We start from the raw sequence: 20,266 nt of genomic DNA on the forward strand, positions 1-20,266 counted from the left end.
TAGGCTCCTAGATTTCGTTCCGATTACATTTCGTCCAATTAGATCTCGTCCATGAATGCCGCGAGGAAGTCGCGCAGGCTCCTGTCGCGGGCGGCTGCCAGCTCGCGGCCGGTCCGTGTCTGAAAACCATCTGCCAGCTTGAACAGTTTCGTCTCAAAGTGGTCAATCACATACCGCTTGTCATCGAGCGGTCGATCCTTCGCGGATGGATCGAAAGGATCGTAAAGGGCCGATCCGAGTCGTCCCCCGATATAGAAACAACGTGCCGCGCCGATCATACCGATGGCATCCAGCCTGTCCGCATCCTGCAGGATTTTTGCCTCCAGCGTCTCCGGCGGAACGTTAGCCGAAAAGCTGTGTGCCGTCACCGCATGGGCAACATCGGCGATATTATCGTCGCTCCATCCGAGCTCTTTCAGTATCTGCGAGGCTTTCTCAGCGGCGAGTGCCGACGCCCGGGCGCGCAAAGGTGAATTCTTCTCGACGGCGACGCAATCATGCAGCAGCACGGCAGCTGCCAGCACATGCGCGTTGCCGCCTTCCGCAGCGTGGATGCGCATGGCATTGCGGAAGACGCGTAGGATATGGGCAAGGTCGTGCGACCCGTCGTCACCCTCGGTCGCATGTGGAATGAGCTCCCCCGCCAGGGACTCGTGGGGAGAGAAGGCTTCGGCCCTGAACATCGTCCTCACCGGTTTTTACAGCATCGGCCCGAAAATCGGAAACGATCTTCGGAAGCCTGATGCGTCGATTCAAGGAGTTAGAGCGTCCTTTGTGCCTCGAATGGCGGACGGCGCTCTAACGGGTTCGAATTCCGTCGATAACGGCTTGGCAGGCGAGTCGCAACATGCCGAAGTCAGCGCTGGAGCGTAGCGAATGGTTCAATGCTGTCGTTCCTTTTCGGGGGCATGCAAAGCATGAGGGCAACGTCTTCGGACGGTTTTGGGGGGCTGATATAATAGCCCTGGATTTCGTCGCATGCCTCGCGTTCGAGCAACGCCATCTGCTCTGCGGTTTCCACGCCCTCCACGGTCACGCGCATGCCGAGCGCATCGCCGAGCAGGATGATGGCGCGCATGATCGCATGCGCTTCCTTGTGATCGACGATGTCGTTCACGAAGGACTTGTCGATCTTGATCTTGTCGAAGGGAAAGCTCGAGAGATAGCTCAGCGAAGAATAGCCGGTTCCGAAATCGTCCATGGAAATGCGGATGCCGCGCTCCTTGAGTGCATGCAGGATCGGCAAGGCCTCATCGCGATTTTCCATCAGCACGCTTTCGGTAATCTCCAGTTCCAAGCGCGACGGCGAGAGCTCTGCGGCTGCAAGTGCCTCATTGACGTACTGCTGCAGATCGCCGGTCGAAAATTGGATGGCCGAGACATTCACGGCAATCTTGATGTCCTCGGGCCATTGCGCTGCATCGTTGCAGGCGCGGTGCAAAACCCAGCGCCCGATATCGACAATGAGGCCGACCTCTTCAGCCAGCGGAATGAATTCCATCGGCGAAACGCGGCCGCGCACGGGATGATTCCAGCGGATCAGCGCCTCGAAGCCACAGATGCGATGATGCGTCAGGTCGTAGAGCGGCTGGTAGTGAAGCTCGAATTCACCGTTCAGCACGGCGGCACGCAGATCGGCTTCCAGCGCATGGCGGGCCTGCATCTTCTCGTCCATCTCGACGGTGAAGAAGCGCTGGTGCCGACGCCCGTCGGCCTTGGCGTGGGAAAGGGCGACTGCCGCGTTGCGCAATAGCTTGTCAGTCTCGACAGCGTCGTCAGGAGCGATCGAAATGCCCATGGAAACGCTGAGTTCCACCTGCTTGTCACCGCGGAAGAAGGGTTCGCTGAGCTCCCGGCGGATCTGGTCGGCGAGCGCGGTGACGTTCCATGGCTGCTGACGGTGCCTCTGAAGGATCGCGAATTCGTCCGAGCCAAGACGGGCAAGGATATTCTCTGAACCAGCCGAGGCCCGGATGCGCTCTGCGACCTGCTGCAGGATCTTGTCGCCGGCCGACACACCCAGCGTGTTGTTGATCGATTTGAACCGGTCGAGATTGAGATGCACGAGCGCGATCTGCTCGTCTTTCTTGCGCTCGGCAAGGGCCACATCAAGCTGTTCGCGGAATCGGATGCGGTTCGGCAGGCCGGTCAGCGGGTCGTGATGGGCAAGATAGGTAATGCGCTCGGCAGCCTTGCGGTCTTCGGTAATGTCGGCATGGATGGCGATGTTGCTACCGTCGGCAAGGATAGTGACGACGCTCTGGATGATGCGGCCGTCATCCATAAGCCATTCGCGCCTGCGGATGCGCCCTGTCTTCGAAGAGGCTTCCTGACTTTCCTTTTTTCCACGCGGCCTGGCGTCGGTCTGCTCCCTCCCGCGCGTCTTCTGCATCAGGTCGGCAATCTTCGCGCCGGGCGCGATGTCGTCTTCGCTAAATCCGAAGAGCTGGCGAAAGCGCCGGTTGGAAAGGGTCAGTCGCTGGCCCGCATCGAATACGCTGAGGCCGAGCGGCAGGTTGTTCAGGACGATTTCGAAGAGTCTGCGCTGCTCCGCAAGCGCCTGTGTGCTGGAACTGATCGCATTCTTCAGCTTGCGGTTTTCGTTGAGCAGCGTCTTGGCGCTATGCTCAATTTCATCATATTCGCCTTGATGGCTGCGATAGGCGGCAATGACGAGCTCCATCAAATGCTCTGCATCGATCGATCCGTCCTCATTGACGGCCTGCGCGCACTGCTGCCAGAAAAGTGTCTCAGCTTTCATACGCAAGGATCCCTTCGCGGGAAGGTTGCGATGGAAGCATGGCAAAAGGCCTTCGATTGGCAAAGGTGCCATATCGCGCCGGACATAAAAAGACCTTTCAAAAAGTACGCAAAGAAATCAATTTTTGTAAGTAGCAAGTGGCTATTTCCGACAACTCGCAAGCGGCATCTTCTACCGCTCCTATTAACAATCGGTTGCAACGGGGTAGCTGTTTATACCCGGCCGGCAATTTGCTTGTATCTGGCAAAACGCTGAAATAACGAAGAAACTGGGATTTATGAGGCGAATGAAAACTGCTGCCGGGGCGGGCGGTTACGCTTTGTCAACTATGATTAACCGAGAGTTAACAGCTTATTGACCGAGCGTGCAAATCAGTTTAGTCAACGAGTCGTCCTAGATATTTTCCACCCGCGTACTGCGTACAGACTCTCGCCGGAAGACGCGGTGAGCGGAGGTTTGTATGACTGCTCTTTCATCAGTTTCAGACATCTCTTATGCATATTTGGCAACGCTCTCGCGGCTCGATGCCAATGGCGACGGCGTATTGAGCCGCAGCGAGCGGGCAGCGGATCAGAAGCCCGGCATCATCAGGGAATTTCTCGAAGACGAGGATGCTGATAATTCGCAGCCGAAATATTCGAGCAGCCTCGTAGCGCTCATGATGGACTATCGCGACAACGGTTCGGCGACGGGCACAGCCATTCCCTTTGCGCTGCAGCAAGTTGCCTCCGATGGCGATGATCAAGCCATGCTGCTCTATCGCAATACTTACGGCGAATTCGCTGCCTGACGCTTTTTAGTCAGCCTGCCTGAGCCGGCCTCGTGGCCGGCTTTTCCTTGCCTTTTCTCCAGGCAGTAACACTTTTCCTTCCTGGGGCGCTCGGACACAGGTCCGAAACGCAGGGCCTAACGGAAGGAAAACTCGATGAAAATCATATCCATTATCGCCGCGCTTAGCCTGCTTGCGGCGACGTCCCAAGGCTTTGCGCAGGACAAGCAGACGGCAACGGCAAATTTCGTTGGCCCTGACGGCAAGGAGGCCGGCCGCGCCACGCTGACGGCTGCCGCCAATGGCGGGGTGTTCATCGAAGCCGAAATCTCCGGCCTGCCGGCCAACAAATGGGTTGCCTTCCACATCCACGAAACCGGCCGCTGCGACGCTGCCACCCATCATCAATCGGCCGGGGGCCATTTCAACCCGACCAAAGCCGAGCATGGCTTCCTGGCCGCCAAGGGGCCGCACGCCGGTGATCTGCCGAATCAGTATGTCGGAAAGGACGGTATCCTGCGCGCCCAGATCTTCGACAGCATGGTCTCCCTCGACGGCAAGGAGGATGGCGTGCGCGGACGTGCGCTGATGGTGCATGCCGAATCCGACGATTACCGAAGCCAGCCGGCGGGCGGCGCCGGCGACAGGATCGCCTGCGGCGTGATCAAATAGATTATGGCTGCGTTTGGGGGGATGCCTTGCGGCCCGAAACCCTGACCTGCGCTTCCTCTGATGCCGGTTCGGAAACGGGAGCGCTCGAAACCGGAGCCGGAGCGTCGCCAACGTCGCGCTTCCTGTCGAAGGCATGCTTGACGCGCTTGATGATGTCACGACTGAGGTCCCACCAGTCACCGGTCGATGACCAGTAGCGCAACGTCACGCCGACCGCACTGTCGCCGAGACTATCGATGAAGACGCTTGGCGCCGGCGTCTTGAGTACGCGTTTGTCGGCGGTCGCAAGCTTCATCAGCATCTCCATGACAAGATCGAGATCCTCCTGATGAGTGATGTTGATCTTCACTTCGTTCTGCCGGGTCGGCTGGCGGCTGTAGTTCGTGATCGGCGTGTTCCAGAGCGTTGAGTTGGGCGCCAGCCGGTAGAGACCGTCTCCAGTCTTCAGTTCGGTGGCAAAAAGGCCGATCTCCAGCACTGTTCCGGTAACGGTGCTCGTCTCTATATATTCTCCGACGCGGAAGGGGCGCAGCACGAGCAGCATGATGCCGGCTGCGATATTCTGCAGCGTGCCCTGCAGCGCCAGACCGACGGCAAGGCCGGCGGCGCCGAGAGCTGCGATGATCGATGCCGTCTGCACGCCGAACTGGCCGAGAACGGTGACAAAGACCAGCACCAGCAGCGCATAATGCACGACATTGGTGAAGAAGCGAGCGAGCGTCACGTCGATGCCGCGCACGCGCGAGATACCTTCATAGACCCAGCGGCTGATGAGACTTGCAAGCACCCAGCCGACAATGAGCAGGATGATCGCTCCGACGATGGAGAAGGAATATTGAACTGCAAGCGCACTCGCCTGACCGAGCGCTGAACGGGTTGCGATGATGAAGTCAGAGGCCTGCTGTTCCATTATTTGCTCCTCGAATGCCGCGTCGAGGGCTAGATGGAGCAAGGGGCAGGAGCGTCAACCGTTTGTATTGTCCCGGATAGAAAGCACGAAAGGCGCGTTGCCGTCGGCCTCTGCGCCGCGGCCTATTGCCTTGATGGCATCGACGAGCCGGCCGCGCCGGCCGAGCAGCGCATCGCCGATTTCGATAATCCTGGCATTCGGCGTCGCGTAGGGCGAGGCCGTTCGCAGCCGGCGGGCAAGCGCCAGATCTTCCTGCTCAGGTGCAAGCGACAGCGCCGCAATCAGCGCCGCCGCGGGTGAGCGCGATACGCCCATCCAGCAATGGACGAGCAGCGGTGTCTCCTGCTGCCAGCCGGCGGCGAAATCGATGATGGCCCGCACATGATTTTCGTCGGGTGCTACGAGATCGCCCGTGCCCTTGAAGGCAATATCGTTCATGTTGAGCAGAAGATGCCGGTCAGCCTGGATGACGCCCGGCCGGTGAAAGGCCTGCTCCTTGGCCATCAGGCTGATCATCTCGCGCGCCTTGTGCCGGACTGCCATTTCGGCGATCCGCGCGAGCGGAGAAACCACGATCACGGTCACGGCTTCATGCCCCGCTCTGCCTCGATCTCGGAAAAACGCTCGCAGAAGAGCCGCTGTGCTTCGATCGCGGGAAGGGGATCGATCAACAGCATATCTGTGGAAATGCCGCGCGGCTGGCCGAAGAATTTCTGCGCTTCGACGGGTGTGAAGCCGGCGAGCACCGTCGCCTCGAAATAGGCGGCGATCGTGTCGGCCTTTTTGATCTTGTCCTTGAGCTCGCGGGAAGGGTGCGGCGGTAGGCCGAAGCGCAGGTGCACGGCGGCCTCCAGCCGCTTCTCGATCATCTTGTATCCGCCGCCGACAACGGCCTTGAAGGGTGAAATCATATCGCCGATCACATATTCCGGCGCATCGTGCAGCAATGCCATCAGACAATCACTGGGCGTTGCTTCGTTGAAATGCCGGAAGATGAATTCGACGACGAGACAGTGCTGCGCAACGGAAAAGGCATGGTCGCCGGACGTCTGGCCGTTCCAGCGGGCGACGCGTGCGAGCCCGTGGGCAATATCGGTCAGCTCGATATCGAGCGGCGAGGGGTCGAGCAGATCGAGCCGCCGGCCGGACAACATGCGTTGCCAGGCGCGTGGAGCCTTAGCAGCGGTCACGCGCTGGCCTCGTCCGAGGAGGTTGGGAAGCTGAGGCCGGACCATGCCGGCAGGGTAAGCGTTACGGAAACATCCCCGGCAAGCAGCGGTGTGCCCGTGGCCATCGCCTCGCCGGCACGATCGATGCGCACGATCGCCAGTCCGCTCGTGCCCTCGACGGACCCGAGTGTGCCGACCGGCTTGCCGTTGGCTGTGATTTCAGTGCCGCTGGCAGGCAGGGCAACATCGGCCGAAACAGTCACGACCCGGCGTCTTGCCGTGCCGCGATGCTGCATGCGCGACACCACTTCCTGACCGACATAGCAGCCCTTTTTGAAGGAGAGGCCGCCATTGAAATCCATCAGCACATCATGGGGAAAAGCATCCTGGAGCGCATAGTCGGGTCCTGACGCGACAATACCATTCTCGATGCGCAGCGCGTCGTAGAGGGTCGCATGGTGGCTGCCATGATGACCGGCGCGGCGCAGAACAGTGACGCCGGCCTTGGCGAACCGGCTGTCCTTGACACCTTCGCCGGCATCTTCGCCCCAGGAAACGGTCACGCCGTCCTCTGTGACAGACGTCAGCGTCACCGGCACGCGCAGCCGGTACATGGCCAGCCGCTTGAGCAGGGCTTCGCGCTGGGCCGCATCCGTTTCGATGATGAAACCGTCACCGTCACGCCAGATCACGAAATCAAACAGGATCTTGCCCTGCGGTGTCAGCAGCGCACCCGGCCGCGCCTCCTCGGCACTCATCGAAACGATGTCGGTGGTGATGAGATTTTGCAGGAAGGATTCTGCTTCCGCGCCGCCAACAGCAATGAGCGAGCGGTCTTTCAGGAATACGGCTGGCATGGCGAAACCTGTCGCGTTGGTGATCGCTCAGAGGTAGGTCTTTGAGGCTGGCGGTGCAAGCGTCACGGCGTCAGTCGCCGGCGGTGAAGAACTTCCATTTACCATCAGGCGCAATGCCGAGGCGATAGAAATTATAGCCGCCGAACTCCTGCATGTCGGCGAGATCGCCTGCAGTGACGATGCGCAGCAGTTCCACGCGTTCCGGCGGCGTCAGCGATTTCAGGTCTTTCTCGGCGAAATAGGGCCAGACATACATCTCCTCAGGCGTGCCTTGGCCGACATGCACGAAGCCGGTCGAAATAACATCGAGCATGATGGCGAGGATTTCGTCCCCGTCGGGATCGCCGGAGAGATCCTTCAGCGTGCCGATCGGATCGTCCGTCGGTTCCCCGACGGTCACCTGCGTCTGATCGGCACCTGTCCTCATCAGCGGGCGCAGGCGTTCCAGATCGCCGGATGCTGCGGCCTCGACGATCTGTTCGCGCATTTTGCGCACCGGCTCCGGCACCTTGCTGATGTCGTAGAGCACTTCGACGGGCTTGGAGTTGTCGGATGCGCCCGGAGTCTTATCGACGCTCTGGCCATTGTCCTTGTTGACGAGCGGATCGGGCTTTGGAATGCCGGAAGAACCGTTCTGCGGTGCAGCGGGCTGTGTCTGACCCTGTTGCGCCGTCGTCGCGGGGGCATCGGGTTGGCCCGGAACCTTCTGAAGTTCGGAAAGCGCATAGGCGGAAGAAGCGCATAGTATGCTGCCTGCGGCAAGGCCGACGGCGAGCAGGACCGGCGCGAGCGGGATTCGCGAGGAAATATCTTTACCGGTGCGCATGAGACTCTCTGTATTGCCCTTATTGCAGGGTCCGGTTGGTGGAAAACTCACCTGCCAGCATGCGGTCGCGCAGCGAATCCAGCAAGGTCTCGGCGCTACCTTCTCCATGCAGTCTGATCGTCTCGCGCAGCGCGTGAGCAATCGCAGCATCGGCAATGATTTCAGGCTCGATACCATCGGCCATGCCGTCGGCCCAAGCCTCGTTCTGGTATTCCAGAGCCGCCTGCATCTTTTCGTGGACGATCATGTCGTCGATGTCGTTGAGGCTTGGTTCCATTATCTTTTCCTCAGAACTTCTCATGTCTTACCGCTACGTTAACAACACTAACAGCCTTTTCCCAAAACGACACGTCCGCATGCGAAAACAGGTTAATTAAACGTTAATTTCCAAAGCGTGAGGTAATTTCTGTCGCGAGTGTTGCACCTTCGTTACGGTAGCGCTCTTCTGCCACGATGGCCGCCTGCGTGCAATCCGTATAAACCGAGGCAAAAGCCCGGTATCCGCGATTGAAAGCTGCGGTCAGTTTTTCTTTGCGCTGCGGCTCTCCATTCGTTTCAGAATCAAGCAGTTGCTGCATGTCGGCCCGCCATTCGTCCGCGCCCGGCGCCTTGCAGAGCGTGCGCAGGTAATGTACCGAACCCAAGACCTCCGCCAGCCGCGCTAGCTTGTCGTCATAGGGCACCGTCACGGCCTGCGGTGCGACTTCCTCTGGCGGCGAAGGCGGCGCATTCTTGCCACCCTGTGCCATTGCGGGACCAGCCCAGGCGAGGCCGGCAACGACGAGACATGACAAGACAACGCGTCCAACGGGAATCATGCTCTCAGTTGATACAGGGAGCATGACAGGAACAAGGCGAATACGGCACTTTCCACTTCTATTCTCACGAGGAACCTCATTCGCCGGCCGCAACGCGTTCAGCGCATTCGAGCACGCTTTGCGGCACCGGCATGCGGCGGATCTCGTCTACGCTGTACCAGCCGAGCGCAGCCGCATCATCGGCGGCTTCGGCCACAAGATGGCGATCCGCCTCGACCCGGAAGACCGACAGAAAGAAATGGCTGCTGACTCTGCCATCCGGTGCGTGTGTCTTCAGGTCGTAGGTGGAAAAGAGGCGCGGGTTACGCACCTGAATACCGGTTTCCTCGAAAAATTCCCGTAGCGCCGTTTCCTCGGGTGTTTCGCCGGGCTCGCCCCGCCCGCCGGGAAAGGCATACATGTCGGCCGAAGGCGGGTTTCGCCGGAGCACGAGAAGGAAACGGCCATCACGTTCGAGGATGGCGGAGGAGGCGGGTTTGGCTTGGGAGGTCATTGCTTTGCGCGCTTTGCTGTGATGCTGCCTTATCCCACGGCCGGCTCGCCTTGCGCAACCGTCGGCAATGCGTGGAATATGAATGCGTGATTCCTGTGAGGTGTCTTTGACCTACCTTATCTATGCCCTTGCCGCTCTCTTCGAAATTGCCGGCTGCTTCGCTTTCTGGGCTTGGCTGCGCTTGGCGAGGCCTGTCTGGTGGCTGGCGCCGGGCATGGTTTCGCTTGTCTTGTTCGCCTGGCTGCTGACCCTGGTGCCGAGCGAGGCGGCCGGGCGCACGTTCGCAGCCTATGGCGGCATCTACATCGTCGCTTCGCTGCTATGGCTATGGCTGGCGGAAAACCGCGTTCCCGACCGCTGGGACATCGGGGGCGCGATGATGTGCCTCGCCGGCACGGCGATCATCCTCTTTGCGCCACGCAGTTAAAGCCTTCTGCGAAAGATGTGCAGCGCTTTCCCATTCGCAATTGCATAAGGGCAAACCGCCTTGACCGATGCCGGGCACGATGCAAAGACATCCCCATGTGCGGACGTTTTGCCCTGACAGAAGTAGTCAAGGATATCGCTGAGACTTTCAGCCTTGCCGAACTGGAAGGCTTTCCGGCGCGCTACAATATCGCGCCGACACAGCCGATTCTCATTGTTGTCGCCGGTGAGGGGCAGGAACCGGGCAGCAATCTGCCGGACCGCCGTGCGCTTCTGGTGCGCTGGGGTTTCATGCCGGGTTGGGTCAAGAATCCCAAGGAGTTTCCGCTGCTGATCAATGCGCGCGCGGAAACCGCAATCGGCAAGGCCTCTTTCCGCGCCGCCATGCGCCATCGGCGCATCCTCATACCTGCCTCCGGCTTCTATGAATGGCATCGCCCTTCGAAGGAAAGCGGCGAGAGGGCACAGGCCTATTGGATCCGGCCGCGCCGCGGCGGTGTTATCGCCTTTGCCGGTCTCATGGAAACATGGTCCTCGGCCGATGGTTCGGAGGTCGATACCGGCGCCATCCTGACGACCAAGGCCAACGGCACGATCTCCTCAATCCATGACCGCATGCCCGTCGTCATCCAGCCGGAGGATTTTTCCCGCTGGCTGGACTGCAAGACGCAGGAGCCGCGCGAGGTCGTTGACCTGATGCGACCGGTTCAGGAGGATTTCTTCGAGGCGATTCCGGTTTCCGACAAGGTCAACAAGGTCGCCAATATGGGGCCGGATCTTCAGGATCCCGTGCCGCTCGAAAAGGTGCCGAAGCAGCTGCAGAAGAAAACTTCTGACGACGCTCAGCTCAGCTTCTTCTGAAGCTGAACCCACTATCCGCTGAATGGAAGATCCCGTGATTTTTGTTGGTCCGGTTCCGGCCAGGGCGCGTCTCCGCAGCCCATTATTGCCAACCCACCGCATGACGGGCTCCGGATGCCACTTATCCGGCATCGTTATGAGCTTGCTGGCAATCAGATTGCTCGTGCGCTTCTTCGTGCCCGCTTAAGCGAGCTTCTTGACCGGTGCCGGCTTTGCCATCAGCGAGGCCGCAGCCACGGCCTTGATTCCGAGCGGACGGTAGTTGGTCGCCAGATCCGGCTTTGCTGCCTGCTGCTGTTCCGACTTCTTCGAGGTCACGATACTCTCCTTACGTGTTTTCTCTAGAATTTTATCTGTCTCGTTCTTTTGTCTTTAATAGCGACAAAAGAGAGGCATCGCCGATCAGGAAATGTAAACATAGACCATAATTCGCGAGGCTTACCCGAAGCCTGCGTTCGTTAATACTTACTTAATAAAGTAAACGTTCAGATGTGACGGCCGATGTCATCCTCGCCGACGCCGGGTTCCTCGATGGTCAGCGTGCCATATTTGCGCTTCCATTTTCGCGCGCCGAAGGGCAGCGAAATAAGGTAGGCGCAGACCGTGAAAACCATCACTTCCCAGGTGAAGCTCATCAGCAGCGCGACGTAGATCACGACGCCGAGCATCGCCGGCAGCACGAGATCGCGCCGCATACGGCTCTCGGATTTGCCGGACCAGACAGGCAGACGGCTGATGAGCAGGAAGGCAATGAGGACCGTGTAGCCCGAGGAGAGGAAGGCGAAGGTCCTGTCGGGAATAAGGCCGAGGAAACCGAGATAAACCGGCAGCAGCACCAGCATGGCGCCCGCCGGCGCCGGCACGCCGACGAAATATTCCGATTGCCAGGGCGCGCGGTTCTCGCGTTCCGACATCACATTGAAGCGGGCGAGCCGCAGGCCGGCGGCGATCACATAGATGAGCGCTGCGATCCAGCCGAGCGAGCGCGCTTCGTCAAGCGCGTAGACATAGACCACGAGGGCAGGGGCGACGCCGAAATTGACGATGTCGGCAAGTGAATCCATCTGTGCGCCGAATTTCGACGTGGCCTTCATCAGTCGCGCCATCCGGCCGTCTACGCCATCGAGGAAGGCGGCGACGAGCACCATGGCGACAGCCAGTTCATAGCGGCTCTCGAAGGCGAGGCGGATACCGGTCAGGCCGGCGCAGATGGCAAGGATGGTGATCAGGTTCGGAACGACGAGCCGGATCGGAATCTCGCGCAGACGCGGCCCGCGGGCGGAATCGTCGTTCGGGCCGTTCGGTTCGAAGGGCGGAAAGGGTGGTTCCATATCGCGCTCTCCTGAAACCTAACTGCGGCGGCTGATGACCGGACCCTTTGCCGAAGCGAATTCGGCAATGACCGTCTCGCCGGCAATCGCTGTCTGGCCGAGCGAGACGCGCGGCGCCGCATTCGCCGGCAGGAATACGTCGAGCCGTGAGCCGAAACGGATGAGGCCGAAACGCTCGCCCGCATCGACCGGTTCGTTGACATGCGAGAAGCAGAGAATACGCCTCGCCACAAGGCCGGCGATCTGCACCACGCCGATCTGCCCATGGCTGGTTTCGATGACGAGGCCGTTACGCTCGTTGTCTTCGCTCGCCTTGTCGAGCTCCGCATTCACGAAGCTGCCGGGACGGTAGTTGATGCTGACGATGCGGCCGCGCATCGGCGCACGGTTCACATGGCAGTTGAAGACGTTCATGAAGACCGAGATGCGCAGCATCGGCTCGGCTCCGAGATTCAGCTCGGCCGGCGGCGTGACCATCTGGATCGAGGAAACCTTGCCGTCGGCCGGCGAGATGACGAGATCGTCGTCCTGCGGCGTCACTCGTTCCGGATCACGGAAGAAATAGGCGCACCAGAGCGTCAGAATGAGGCCGATCCAGAAGAGCGGCTTGAAGATCCAGCCCAATATGAGTGATGCGACGAAGAAGGCGGCGACGAAGGGGTAACCCTCTTTGTGGACCGGAACGATCGTGTTGCGAACCGTATCGAACAAGCTCATGTGTGCCGGGCTCCTGTCGTTTTTCGTATCCGCTGGTTACATAAAAACGACCGGAGGAGCAATGCCACGGATATCAGGCAATCTACCATGCGCTGGTTCTGAACAACAAAACGCCCATTTGCCGGTTTGGAGGTCAGCTCGCCGGTGCCAGCCTGTTGACGATACCAAGCTCGTCGCTCTCGCGGACCTGCTTCAGATGCTCTTCGGCCTGCGTTGCCTCGCGCTGGCGGTTCCACATCGAGGCATAAAGACCGTTCTGTTCGAGAAGGGCGGCATGTGTGCCGCGCTCGGCAATCTCGCCACTTTTCAAGACGATGATTTCGTCTGCGCCAATCACGGTGGAGAGGCGGTGGGCGATGACCAGCGTCGTACGATTCTTGGAGACGACGTCGAGCGCGGTCTGGATTTCCCGCTCCGTCGTCGTGTCGAGCGCCGAAGTGGCCTCGTCGAGGATTAGGATTGGCGGCGCCTTCAGGATCGTGCGGGCAATCGCTACGCGCTGCTTCTCGCCGCCTGAAAGCTTCAGGCCGCGCTCGCCGACCTTGGTCTCGAAGCCCTCCGGCAGCGTCTCGATGAAATGCCCTATCTGGGCAATTTCGGCGGCCTGCCTCACGTCGGCCTCGCTGGCTGACGGGCGACCGTAGCGGATGTTATAGGCGACGGTATCGTTGAACAGCACCGTATCCTGCGGCACCATGCCGATCACCGAACGGAGGCTCTTCTGTGTGACTTTGCGGATATCCTGCCCATCGACCGTAATCGAGCCGCTCTGGATGTCATAGAAGCGGTAGAGCAGCCGCGACAGCGTCGATTTGCCGGCGCCCGAGGGACCGACGACCGCAACCGTCTTGCCGGCCGGCACCTCGAAGGAAATGCCCTTCAGGATCGGCCGGGCCGGATCATAGGCGAAATGCACGTCCTTGAAGGAGATGGCGCCCTGGCCGATCGCAAGGTCTTTCGCATCTGGCGCGTCCAGAACCTCCGCCTTCACTTCCAGAAGGTCGAACATCTGCTCGATGTCGATCAGCCCCTGGCGGATTTCGCGGTAGACGAAGCCGATGAAATTCAGCGGCACAGAAAGTTGCAGCAGCATGGAATTGACGAAGACGAAATCGCCGACCGTATGGTCGCCGCGCTGCACCGACCAGGCAGAGAGAACGAGCATGATGGTCGTGCCGATACCGAAGATCACGCCCTGGCCGAAGTTCAACCAGCCGAGCGAGGTCCACACGTCGGTCGCAGCCTTTTCATAGCGCTCCATCGACTTGTCGAAGCGCTTGGCCTCCATCTCCTCATTGCCGAAATATTTGACGGTCTCGAAATTGAGGAGCGAATCAATCGCCTTGGTATTGGCGTCCGTATCGCTGTCGTTCATCGCCCGGCGGATGGAGATGCGCCAGTCGGATGCGCGGATCGTGAACCAGATATAGGCCCAGACTGTGAAGGCGGTGACGGCGAGATAGGAGAAGCCATAGCCCCACCAGAAGATCGCTGCCGTCAGCAGGAATTCGATAACCGTCGGGATAGAGTTCAGGATCGTGAAACGCACGATCGTTTCGATACCCTTGGTCCCGCGTTCGATGATGCGCGAAAGCCCGCCCGTCTTGCGCTCCAGATGGAAGCGCAGGGAAAGCTCATGCATGTGCACGAAGGTGCGGTAGGCGAGCTGGCGCACCGCATATTGGCCGACGCTGGCAAAGAGCGAGTCTCTGAGCTGATTGAGGCCGAGCTGGATGAGGCGCGTCAGGTTATAGGCGATGACGAGGGCAGTGGCGCCGATGAGCAGCGGCGGCAGGGATCCTTGCAGGTCCATCCTGCCGTTCAGCGCATCTGTGGACCATTTGAAGAAATAAGGCACCAGCAGCAGGACGAACTTCGATACGAGGAGGTAGACGGAAGCCCATACGACCCGCATCTTTAGATCCGGCCGTCCCTCCGGCCACATATAGGGCCAGAGATTGTAGAGCGTTCCGAGCAGGTTGGAATCCGAAACTGTCTTGCCGTTTGCCATGCCTGTCTCCAGCCCGGAAGGCTGCTGTTGCCGCGGCCTGTCGCCGTTCCCGCGAGATATGATACCGGCAGGCGGAATACAACATTGAGAGCGATTTTATAAGCGTACTGTTGCGCGTCGGTCCTAACGAAAACAGCGACCCGATGGGCCGCCGTTTCTTGATTTAGAGATGCCCGCCCGAGAGCCGCTTGCGATGCAGCTCCTCGGCATTCGGAAGCGCATCCTTCGGAAGGCCGAAGACCTGGCCTGGACGGATGCGGTCCGGATTGAGGATCTTGTCCTCATTGGCGATGTAGATCGTCGTATAGCGCACACCGAGGCCGTAGGTGCGCCGGGAAATCTGCCACAGCGTATCGCCGCGGCGGATGATGACCGCATTGTTGTTTGCCGTCAGCGGCGCCTGTTCGATCGTCTTCGGCTGGCCGGCGGCGGATAGCTCGTTCGACGGCGCGGCAGCGGGAACCGTCAGTTGGGCGATGATCCCGCCGAGCTGGTCGAGCGCCGCGCCGACTGATTTCGCATCTTTGGGCAGACCCTGCAGCACTGTAAGAGCGTTCGAGGCAATCTGCGAGGCGGATGCCGATGCCTGCTTGAAGGCATCGGTCGCATCGATCGCCGGATGGAAGTCAACAAGCGAGCGCAGAGCGAATTCGGTTGCCGAGCGTGCCGCTGCAAGCTGTTCCGCACCCGGCACCTTGCCATCCGCAAACAGGCTCTTCAGCAGGCTGAAGGCCTTCGTTGCATCGCCCTTGAGTTTGCCCAGCTGGCCTTCATCGAGCGGCACTATGGCCTGATTGGCGCTTGCATTGCTGCCGGACTGGGCGGCAACCGTGACCTGGTCGCCCGCGGGACGATTGAAATTGACGGTGGCGCGTACGAGCACCTTGCCAGTGCCATCAGTGACGTCGACGCGGATCTTGTGATCGCCGACCGATAGGTTCCTCACACCCTCGATGACGAAATGGCCGTCCGACCCAGCAGTGTCCTTGCCGATCAGAGCATCATCGGCATAACCGACGACCTTGGCATTGGGGGGCGCCGTACCGGCAACGAAAATCTTGTCGCCCTCGATCTCGACAGCGCTGATGACTACATCAGCCTGGTTATCGCCGCCCTGCTGGGTCCCGGGAACTGCAGGGGCCATCTTGGCGGTATCGCCTGCGCTTGCAGGCATATTCGGAGCCTGCATTGCGACCTGATCGTTGGCTCCGGTAGCCGCTGCCGATGCGTCATTGGCGCTCGGCGGCTCGGCGCTGGCGATCTCAGCCTTCGGGGCCGTGATGATACGGCTCGCCGTGCCAGGCTTGGAGACCATGGCAAGCAGCTCGTTGCCGCTGCCATCCTTGGGTACGGAAACGGTCGCGACTTCTTCAGAAAGGGTGGTCTTGCCATCCTTGCCTGTCACTTTCAGCACGAGCTGATGGTCGCCGGCGGGAAGCGGATTGTCGAGAACGGCGGCAAAATCGCCGGCGCCGTCGACATCGGTCGTTACGACCACCTTGTCGCCGTCGAGCACTTCCAGCTTGCCATGCGGCTCTGCCGAACCGGCAATGACGGTCGAGCCATCGGGCTCTACGCGCAAGACGTCGAATGCGGGAATCTTCGGTCCTCCGCTGGAAGCGGTATCGGTAGTGCCCGCAGGCTCGGTCGCGCCGGTCAGCGCGGCTTCGGCCCGCGTGAGGGCGGCCAACGCATCAGCGGCACTTTCGGGAAGGTTCTGGATGATGCCGCGCGCCTTGCCCGCACCGTCCTTGGCCCTGGAGACGAGGCTTGCGGTGGTCGTTTCGAGACCTTCGGGGGCCGCGAAGTCGACGATTGCGGTCAATGCGTTTAAGGCTGCGGTCTTGGCGCCTGAAAGCGCATCGGCGGCGGGGGTCTTGCCATCGGCAAACAATGCTTTCAGGCCAGAGAGAGACCTGACGGCATCGGCAGTGAGGCTGCCGATCTTCTGGGCGGCTGCTGCGGCATCGGCAGCAGCCGGGCGGGAAGTCTTAGACGTTTCGTTAACCGTGTTGTTGACCTCGGTGCCGGCCTGGTTGATGGCGTCACCCACTTTCGCCACGTCGGGGCCGAGACGGGGCATGACGAAAAACACCATCAGTATGATTGCGATTACGAGCACTGCGAGGGCCAGCAAGCCGGCACGGTTTTTCATCATTACGTCTCCCAAGCGGCAAATTGCCGTAGTATCTGGAAATTGCTAGCGATTCCCTTTGCTTTCCACAAGCATTCAAAGCAATTAGAGAAGCTCCGGACGCCGCTTTTCAGTCAATTTTCTTGACTGCATTGAAATGGAATAGTTGTTTTTCCCTTATGACCGAACAATCTGTATCGATTCGATCCATCTGCGTTTACTGCGGCTCTCGGCCGGGCCGCGATCCTTCCCATATGTCTGCCGGCCGCGCACTCGGAAAAGAGATCGCGGAATATGGCCTTCGCCTCATCTACGGAGGTGGCACGAAAGGCATCATGGGTGCTGTGGCCAGCGGGACCCTATCCAACGGCGGTCAGGTGACGGGCATCATTCCCGAATTCCTGATTGACATGGAGGCGACTCGCCATTCCCTCGGCCAGCTCAACGAGCTCATTGTAACCCCTGACATGCATGCACGCAAACATGCGATGTTCGAGCGCTCGGACGCCTTCGTTGCTCTGCCCGGAGGTATCGGCACGCTGGAGGAGATCGTCGAGATCATGACCTGGGCGCAGCTCGGCCGCCACGAAAAGCCGATGGTTTTCGCCAATATCAATGGCTTCTGGGATCCGATGATGGAGCTCCTGCGTCACATGACGAGCGAGGGTTTCCTGCACACTGCCCATCGCGTCCAGCCGCTTGTCGTCGACGAGATCTCCGGCATCATCCCGGCGATCATGGCCCAGGCGGCGGAGCTCGCTGCCGACCGCAGCGGCGAAGACGATGTGATCTCGAAGATGTAGTTCGCAAGCAATTCCAGCAAAAGTGTGCAGCCGTGTTGCGTCCGGAATTGCGTGGAAAAAGAGCAATTCGGGCAGAAGTGCACGGCGGTTCTGGCTGCGGGATCCCGGCCTCCTGCTGCCTTATCCGGCAGCCCTTCTTCCAATCGCCATTCCACTGGAATTGTTCAGCCGCTTTCGGGCGTCCTGGCACATGCCGATCAGTGAGCTTGGCCTTACCCTGACGTCGCAGGCGCTCTGTTGCTGGATTTGGTCGACATCACTTAAAAATTCGCCGCCGTCGAATATGAGGAAGACCCGAACCGAGCTTTCCCGCAGCGCAATTCAGGACGCCTAAGCGCCCCTCGGTCGGCATTGTTTACGAATTTGTAAAGAATCCTGAAAGCTCGCTGAAAGCTTCGGCTCTCTACGCAAAGGATACATCGTGGAGGAGACACGATCGACGTGAGACGGAAGCGATGTAAATCACACTACTCGGAGGAGATTATAATGCGTTTTTCAAGCGCGCTTTTGCACACCGTCGTCTTTTCGACGCTTCTTACTGCAACATCCTTGACTGCAGGCACTGTCAGCGCAGCCGACAAGCTTACCCTCATGGTTGGCGGCTATGAGAAGCAGATTTACCTGCCGGCCAAGCTTGCCGAATCCTTGGGTTACTTCAAGGATGAGGGCCTCGACGTCGAACTTCTGAACGAGCCGGCCGGCGTCGATGCCGAAAACCAGCTTTTGGCAGGCGCGGTCCAAGGTGTCGTTGGTTTCTACGACCACTGCATCGATCTTCAGGGCAAAGGCAAGTTCGTCGAATCCGTCGTTCAGTTCAGTCAGGCGCCCGGCGAAGTTGAGCTGGTATCGACGAAGCATCCCGAAATTAAATCGGTTGCAGATTTCAAGGGCAAGAGCCTTGGCGTGACCGGATTGGGATCATCGACGAATTTCCTGACACAATATCTGGCGGTCAAGAATGGTCTCAGTCTTTCCGATATAACCTCGGTCCCTGTCGGCGCGGGCGCAACCTTCATCGCCGCCCTGCAACAGGACAAGATCCAGGCCGGTATGACGACAGAACCGACCATCACACGTCTGTTGAAGACTGGGGAAGCCAGCATCCTGGTCGATATGCGCACGACGGAAAGTACCCGCGCGGCCCTTGGCGGCACTTATCCGGCCGCTTCGCTCTACATGGAAACCGCTTGGGTCGACGCACATAAGGACACAGTGCAAAAGCTCGCCAATGCCTTCGTCAAGACGCTGAAATACATCAATACGCATTCTGCCGCTGAGATCACCGACCAGATGCCGAAGGATTTCTACGTCAGCGACAAGGACGGCTACACCCAGGCTCTCGACCACGGCAAGGCTATGTTCACAGCTGATGGCGTCATGCCGCAAGATGGTCCGAAAACGGTGCTCGCCGTCCTGCAGGGCTTTTCGAAATCTCTGAAAGACAAGCAGATCGACCTGTCGAAGACTTACACGACGGAATTCGTCAATAACGTCAGGTAAGGCCATCGTGCCGCTCCCGAACCGCGTCCGGGAGCGGCACCCGCTGGGCACATCGGCAGGCACGCAATAATCAGATCGATCCCCTCCCAAGCACGATCAAGAAGGCAGGGCACGGAAATGCCCAGCCTGCTCAAGCAAGGTGCGCAAAAATCCGCAGCAATTTGCCCGGAGTTGCGTGAAAAATGCGTGGAGTCTAGCGCCCGCGTGCCGTCCTGAGCATCGACCAGCTGTAGAAGAACAGGCCGGCCCAGATCAGCGGGAAGGCGATCATACGCGCCGTATCGAGCTCTTCGCCGAAGCCGAAAATGGCGATGATGAAGATCATCGTCGGCGCGATATACTGCATGATGCCGATGGTCGACAGCTTGAGCAGCTTGGCGCCGTTGGCATAGATCATCAGCGGTACAGCGGTGATCAGCCCACAGCCGAGCAGCAGGGCGGTATCGCTGAAGCCGGTTCGGTACAAGTGCCCTTCGCCGGTGACGATTTCCAGATAGAGAATGTAGAGCAGAGCCGGCAGACTGAGGATCAGCACTTCCAGGAAGAAGCCCTGGTTCGGGCCAAGCGGCAGCGTCTTGCGAAACAGTGCGTAGAAGCCCCAGCTAATCGCCAGCGTCAGCGCCACCCAAGGAATGCCGCCGCTATCGAAGGCGAGCACGACAACTGCAAGGCCGGCAAGGCAGATCGCCGCGATCTGCATCGGCTGCAGCTTTTCCTTGAGCAGCACTGCGCCGAGGAAGATGCTGAAAAGCGGATTGATGAAATAACCCATGGCCGCGTCGAGCGAATGACCGGCGCCGATCGCCCAGACATAGGTGCCCCAGTTCACGGTGATCAGCGCTGCAGTCATCATTGCCATGGCGAGCATGCGCGGCGAACGCAGCGCAATGGCGACATCCTGCGTGCGCCCCAGAACCAGGAGCACGATGCCGGCAAGCGGCAGCGACCAGAGAATGCGGTGGGCGATCACTTCGGCCGGTGAAATATGCGCGAGCGCCTTCATGTAAATCGGTAGAAAGCCCCACAGAAGATAGGCCGTCAGCGCGAAGGCGAAGCCGCGTGGACTATCTTCGTTCTTAATCAAGGGGGCGCTTGCATCGGCAGACATCGGGTGTTTCCATCTTTGTTCTGTTTCTGATCCGCATTAGCTTAAGCGACGTGAATAGGCCAATTCATTTCCTTGAATGGACCGGCGCTTGCCTGGCTAT

General features: G+C 59.6%; 21 protein-coding genes and 1 pseudogene. 6 read left to right on the forward strand and 16 right to left on the reverse strand.

Annotated features, from left to right (window positions below; all coding sequences use genetic code 11):
* Positions 1 to 38: 38 nt before the first annotated feature.
* Both FHX15_RS12635 and FHX15_RS12640 read right to left on the reverse strand, forming a co-directional pair.
* Positions 39 to 683: an HD domain-containing protein gene (locus FHX15_RS12635; protein ID WP_184397509.1), complete on the reverse strand. Its 645-nt coding sequence runs from the start codon at positions 681 to 683 to the stop codon at positions 39 to 41.
* Between the two features lie 173 nt (positions 684 to 856).
* Complete coding sequence (locus FHX15_RS12640) at positions 857 to 2,761, reverse strand: bifunctional diguanylate cyclase/phosphodiesterase (RefSeq protein WP_184397511.1); 1,905 nt, start codon at positions 2,759 to 2,761, stop codon at positions 857 to 859.
* Between the two features lie 460 nt (positions 2,762 to 3,221).
* Between FHX15_RS12640 and FHX15_RS12645 the strand changes: the two genes are divergently transcribed.
* Together FHX15_RS12645 and FHX15_RS12650 are read left to right on the forward strand one after the other, a co-directional pair.
* On the forward strand, positions 3,222 to 3,551 hold the full coding sequence (locus tag FHX15_RS12645; RefSeq protein WP_184397513.1) for a hypothetical protein: 330 nt from the start codon (positions 3,222 to 3,224) through the stop codon (positions 3,549 to 3,551).
* 135 nt (positions 3,552 to 3,686) lie between these two features.
* Entirely contained in the window at positions 3,687 to 4,202 is a 516-nt protein-coding gene (locus tag FHX15_RS12650; protein WP_184397515.1) for a superoxide dismutase family protein, read from the forward strand.
* 1 nt (position 4,203) lies between these two features.
* On the opposite strand, the gene FHX15_RS12655 is transcribed toward FHX15_RS12650, so the two are convergent.
* The 8 genes from FHX15_RS12655 to FHX15_RS12690 all read right to left on the reverse strand — a co-directional run bounded on the left by FHX15_RS12655 (position 4,204) and on the right by FHX15_RS12690 (position 9,275).
* Positions 4,204 to 5,112, reverse strand: a complete 909-nt coding sequence (locus FHX15_RS12655) for a mechanosensitive ion channel family protein (RefSeq protein WP_184397518.1) — start codon at positions 5,110 to 5,112, stop codon at positions 4,204 to 4,206.
* A 54-nt stretch (positions 5,113 to 5,166) separates the two neighbouring features.
* A complete protein-coding gene (locus FHX15_RS12660; protein WP_184397520.1) occupies positions 5,167 to 5,697 on the reverse strand; it encodes a tyrosine phosphatase family protein in 531 nt (176 codons plus the stop codon).
* On the reverse strand, positions 5,694 to 6,302 hold the full coding sequence (locus tag FHX15_RS12665) for an HD family hydrolase (protein WP_184397523.1): 609 nt from the start codon (positions 6,300 to 6,302) through the stop codon (positions 5,694 to 5,696). Before FHX15_RS12665 ends, FHX15_RS12660 begins: the two co-directional genes overlap by 4 nt.
* On the reverse strand, positions 6,299 to 7,138 hold the full coding sequence (locus FHX15_RS12670) for a YgfZ/GcvT domain-containing protein (protein ID WP_184397525.1): 840 nt from the start codon (positions 7,136 to 7,138) through the stop codon (positions 6,299 to 6,301). Before FHX15_RS12670 ends, FHX15_RS12665 begins: the two co-directional genes overlap by 4 nt.
* A gap of 70 nt (positions 7,139 to 7,208) precedes the next feature.
* Positions 7,209 to 7,964 (reverse strand): hypothetical protein, encoded by a 756-nt coding sequence (locus FHX15_RS12675; protein ID WP_184397527.1) that lies wholly within the window; start codon positions 7,962 to 7,964, stop codon positions 7,209 to 7,211.
* Between the two features lie 19 nt (positions 7,965 to 7,983).
* Positions 7,984 to 8,241, reverse strand: a complete 258-nt coding sequence (locus FHX15_RS12680; protein ID WP_184397529.1) for a hypothetical protein — start codon at positions 8,239 to 8,241, stop codon at positions 7,984 to 7,986.
* 103 nt (positions 8,242 to 8,344) lie between these two features.
* The gene (locus FHX15_RS12685; RefSeq protein WP_184397531.1) at positions 8,345 to 8,806 is read right to left on the reverse strand and encodes a TIGR02301 family protein; all 462 of its coding nucleotides are present in this window, start codon (positions 8,804 to 8,806) and stop codon (positions 8,345 to 8,347) included.
* Positions 8,807 to 8,858: 52 nt separating this feature from the next.
* Positions 8,859 to 9,275, reverse strand: coding sequence for an NUDIX hydrolase (locus FHX15_RS12690; protein WP_184397534.1), 417 nt, complete (start codon positions 9,273 to 9,275; stop codon positions 8,859 to 8,861).
* Between the two features lie 106 nt (positions 9,276 to 9,381).
* Between FHX15_RS12690 and FHX15_RS12695 the strand changes: the two genes are divergently transcribed.
* Positions 9,382 to 9,702, forward strand: coding sequence for a YnfA family protein (locus FHX15_RS12695; RefSeq protein WP_184397906.1), 321 nt, complete (start codon positions 9,382 to 9,384; stop codon positions 9,700 to 9,702).
* 95 nt (positions 9,703 to 9,797) lie between these two features.
* Positions 9,798 to 10,562, forward strand: coding sequence for an SOS response-associated peptidase (locus FHX15_RS12700; RefSeq protein WP_184397536.1), 765 nt, complete (start codon positions 9,798 to 9,800; stop codon positions 10,560 to 10,562).
* A gap of 183 nt (positions 10,563 to 10,745) precedes the next feature.
* Here FHX15_RS12700 and FHX15_RS31460 read toward each other — a convergent pair whose 3' ends face one another.
* From FHX15_RS31460 to FHX15_RS12720, 5 genes and pseudogenes are all read right to left on the reverse strand, one after another.
* Complete coding sequence (locus FHX15_RS31460) at positions 10,746 to 10,880, reverse strand: hypothetical protein (RefSeq protein WP_312861820.1); 135 nt, start codon at positions 10,878 to 10,880, stop codon at positions 10,746 to 10,748.
* A 167-nt stretch (positions 10,881 to 11,047) separates the two neighbouring features.
* Positions 11,048 to 11,893, reverse strand: coding sequence for a CDP-diacylglycerol--serine O-phosphatidyltransferase (gene pssA / locus FHX15_RS12705; protein ID WP_184397538.1), 846 nt, complete (start codon positions 11,891 to 11,893; stop codon positions 11,048 to 11,050).
* Positions 11,894 to 11,911: 18 nt separating this feature from the next.
* Positions 11,912 to 12,616, reverse strand: a pseudogene (locus tag FHX15_RS12710) (phosphatidylserine decarboxylase); the annotation flags it as partial.
* A 127-nt stretch (positions 12,617 to 12,743) separates the two neighbouring features.
* The gene (locus FHX15_RS12715) at positions 12,744 to 14,621 is read right to left on the reverse strand and encodes an ABCB family ABC transporter ATP-binding protein/permease (RefSeq protein ID WP_184397542.1); all 1,878 of its coding nucleotides are present in this window, start codon (positions 14,619 to 14,621) and stop codon (positions 12,744 to 12,746) included.
* A gap of 163 nt (positions 14,622 to 14,784) precedes the next feature.
* Complete coding sequence (locus tag FHX15_RS12720) at positions 14,785 to 16,779, reverse strand: LysM peptidoglycan-binding domain-containing protein (protein WP_184397544.1); 1,995 nt, start codon at positions 16,777 to 16,779, stop codon at positions 14,785 to 14,787.
* Between the two features lie 155 nt (positions 16,780 to 16,934).
* Between FHX15_RS12720 and FHX15_RS12725 the strand changes: the two genes are divergently transcribed.
* Positions 16,935 to 17,558: a TIGR00730 family Rossman fold protein gene (locus tag FHX15_RS12725; protein WP_184397546.1), complete on the forward strand. Its 624-nt coding sequence runs from the start codon at positions 16,935 to 16,937 to the stop codon at positions 17,556 to 17,558.
* A gap of 486 nt (positions 17,559 to 18,044) precedes the next feature.
* Entirely contained in the window at positions 18,045 to 19,058 is a 1,014-nt protein-coding gene (locus FHX15_RS12730; RefSeq protein WP_184397548.1) for an ABC transporter substrate-binding protein, read from the forward strand.
* 193 nt (positions 19,059 to 19,251) lie between these two features.
* On the opposite strand, the gene rarD is transcribed toward FHX15_RS12730, so the two are convergent.
* Positions 19,252 to 20,166, reverse strand: a complete 915-nt coding sequence (gene rarD, locus FHX15_RS12735; protein WP_184397550.1) for an EamA family transporter RarD — start codon at positions 20,164 to 20,166, stop codon at positions 19,252 to 19,254.
* Between the last annotated feature and the right edge of the window lie 100 nt (positions 20,167 to 20,266).

Origin of the sequence: Rhizobium sp. BK650, assembly GCF_014195325.1 — a bacterium.
In the GTDB taxonomy this organism is placed as follows: Bacteria; Pseudomonadota; Alphaproteobacteria; order Rhizobiales; family Rhizobiaceae; genus Rhizobium.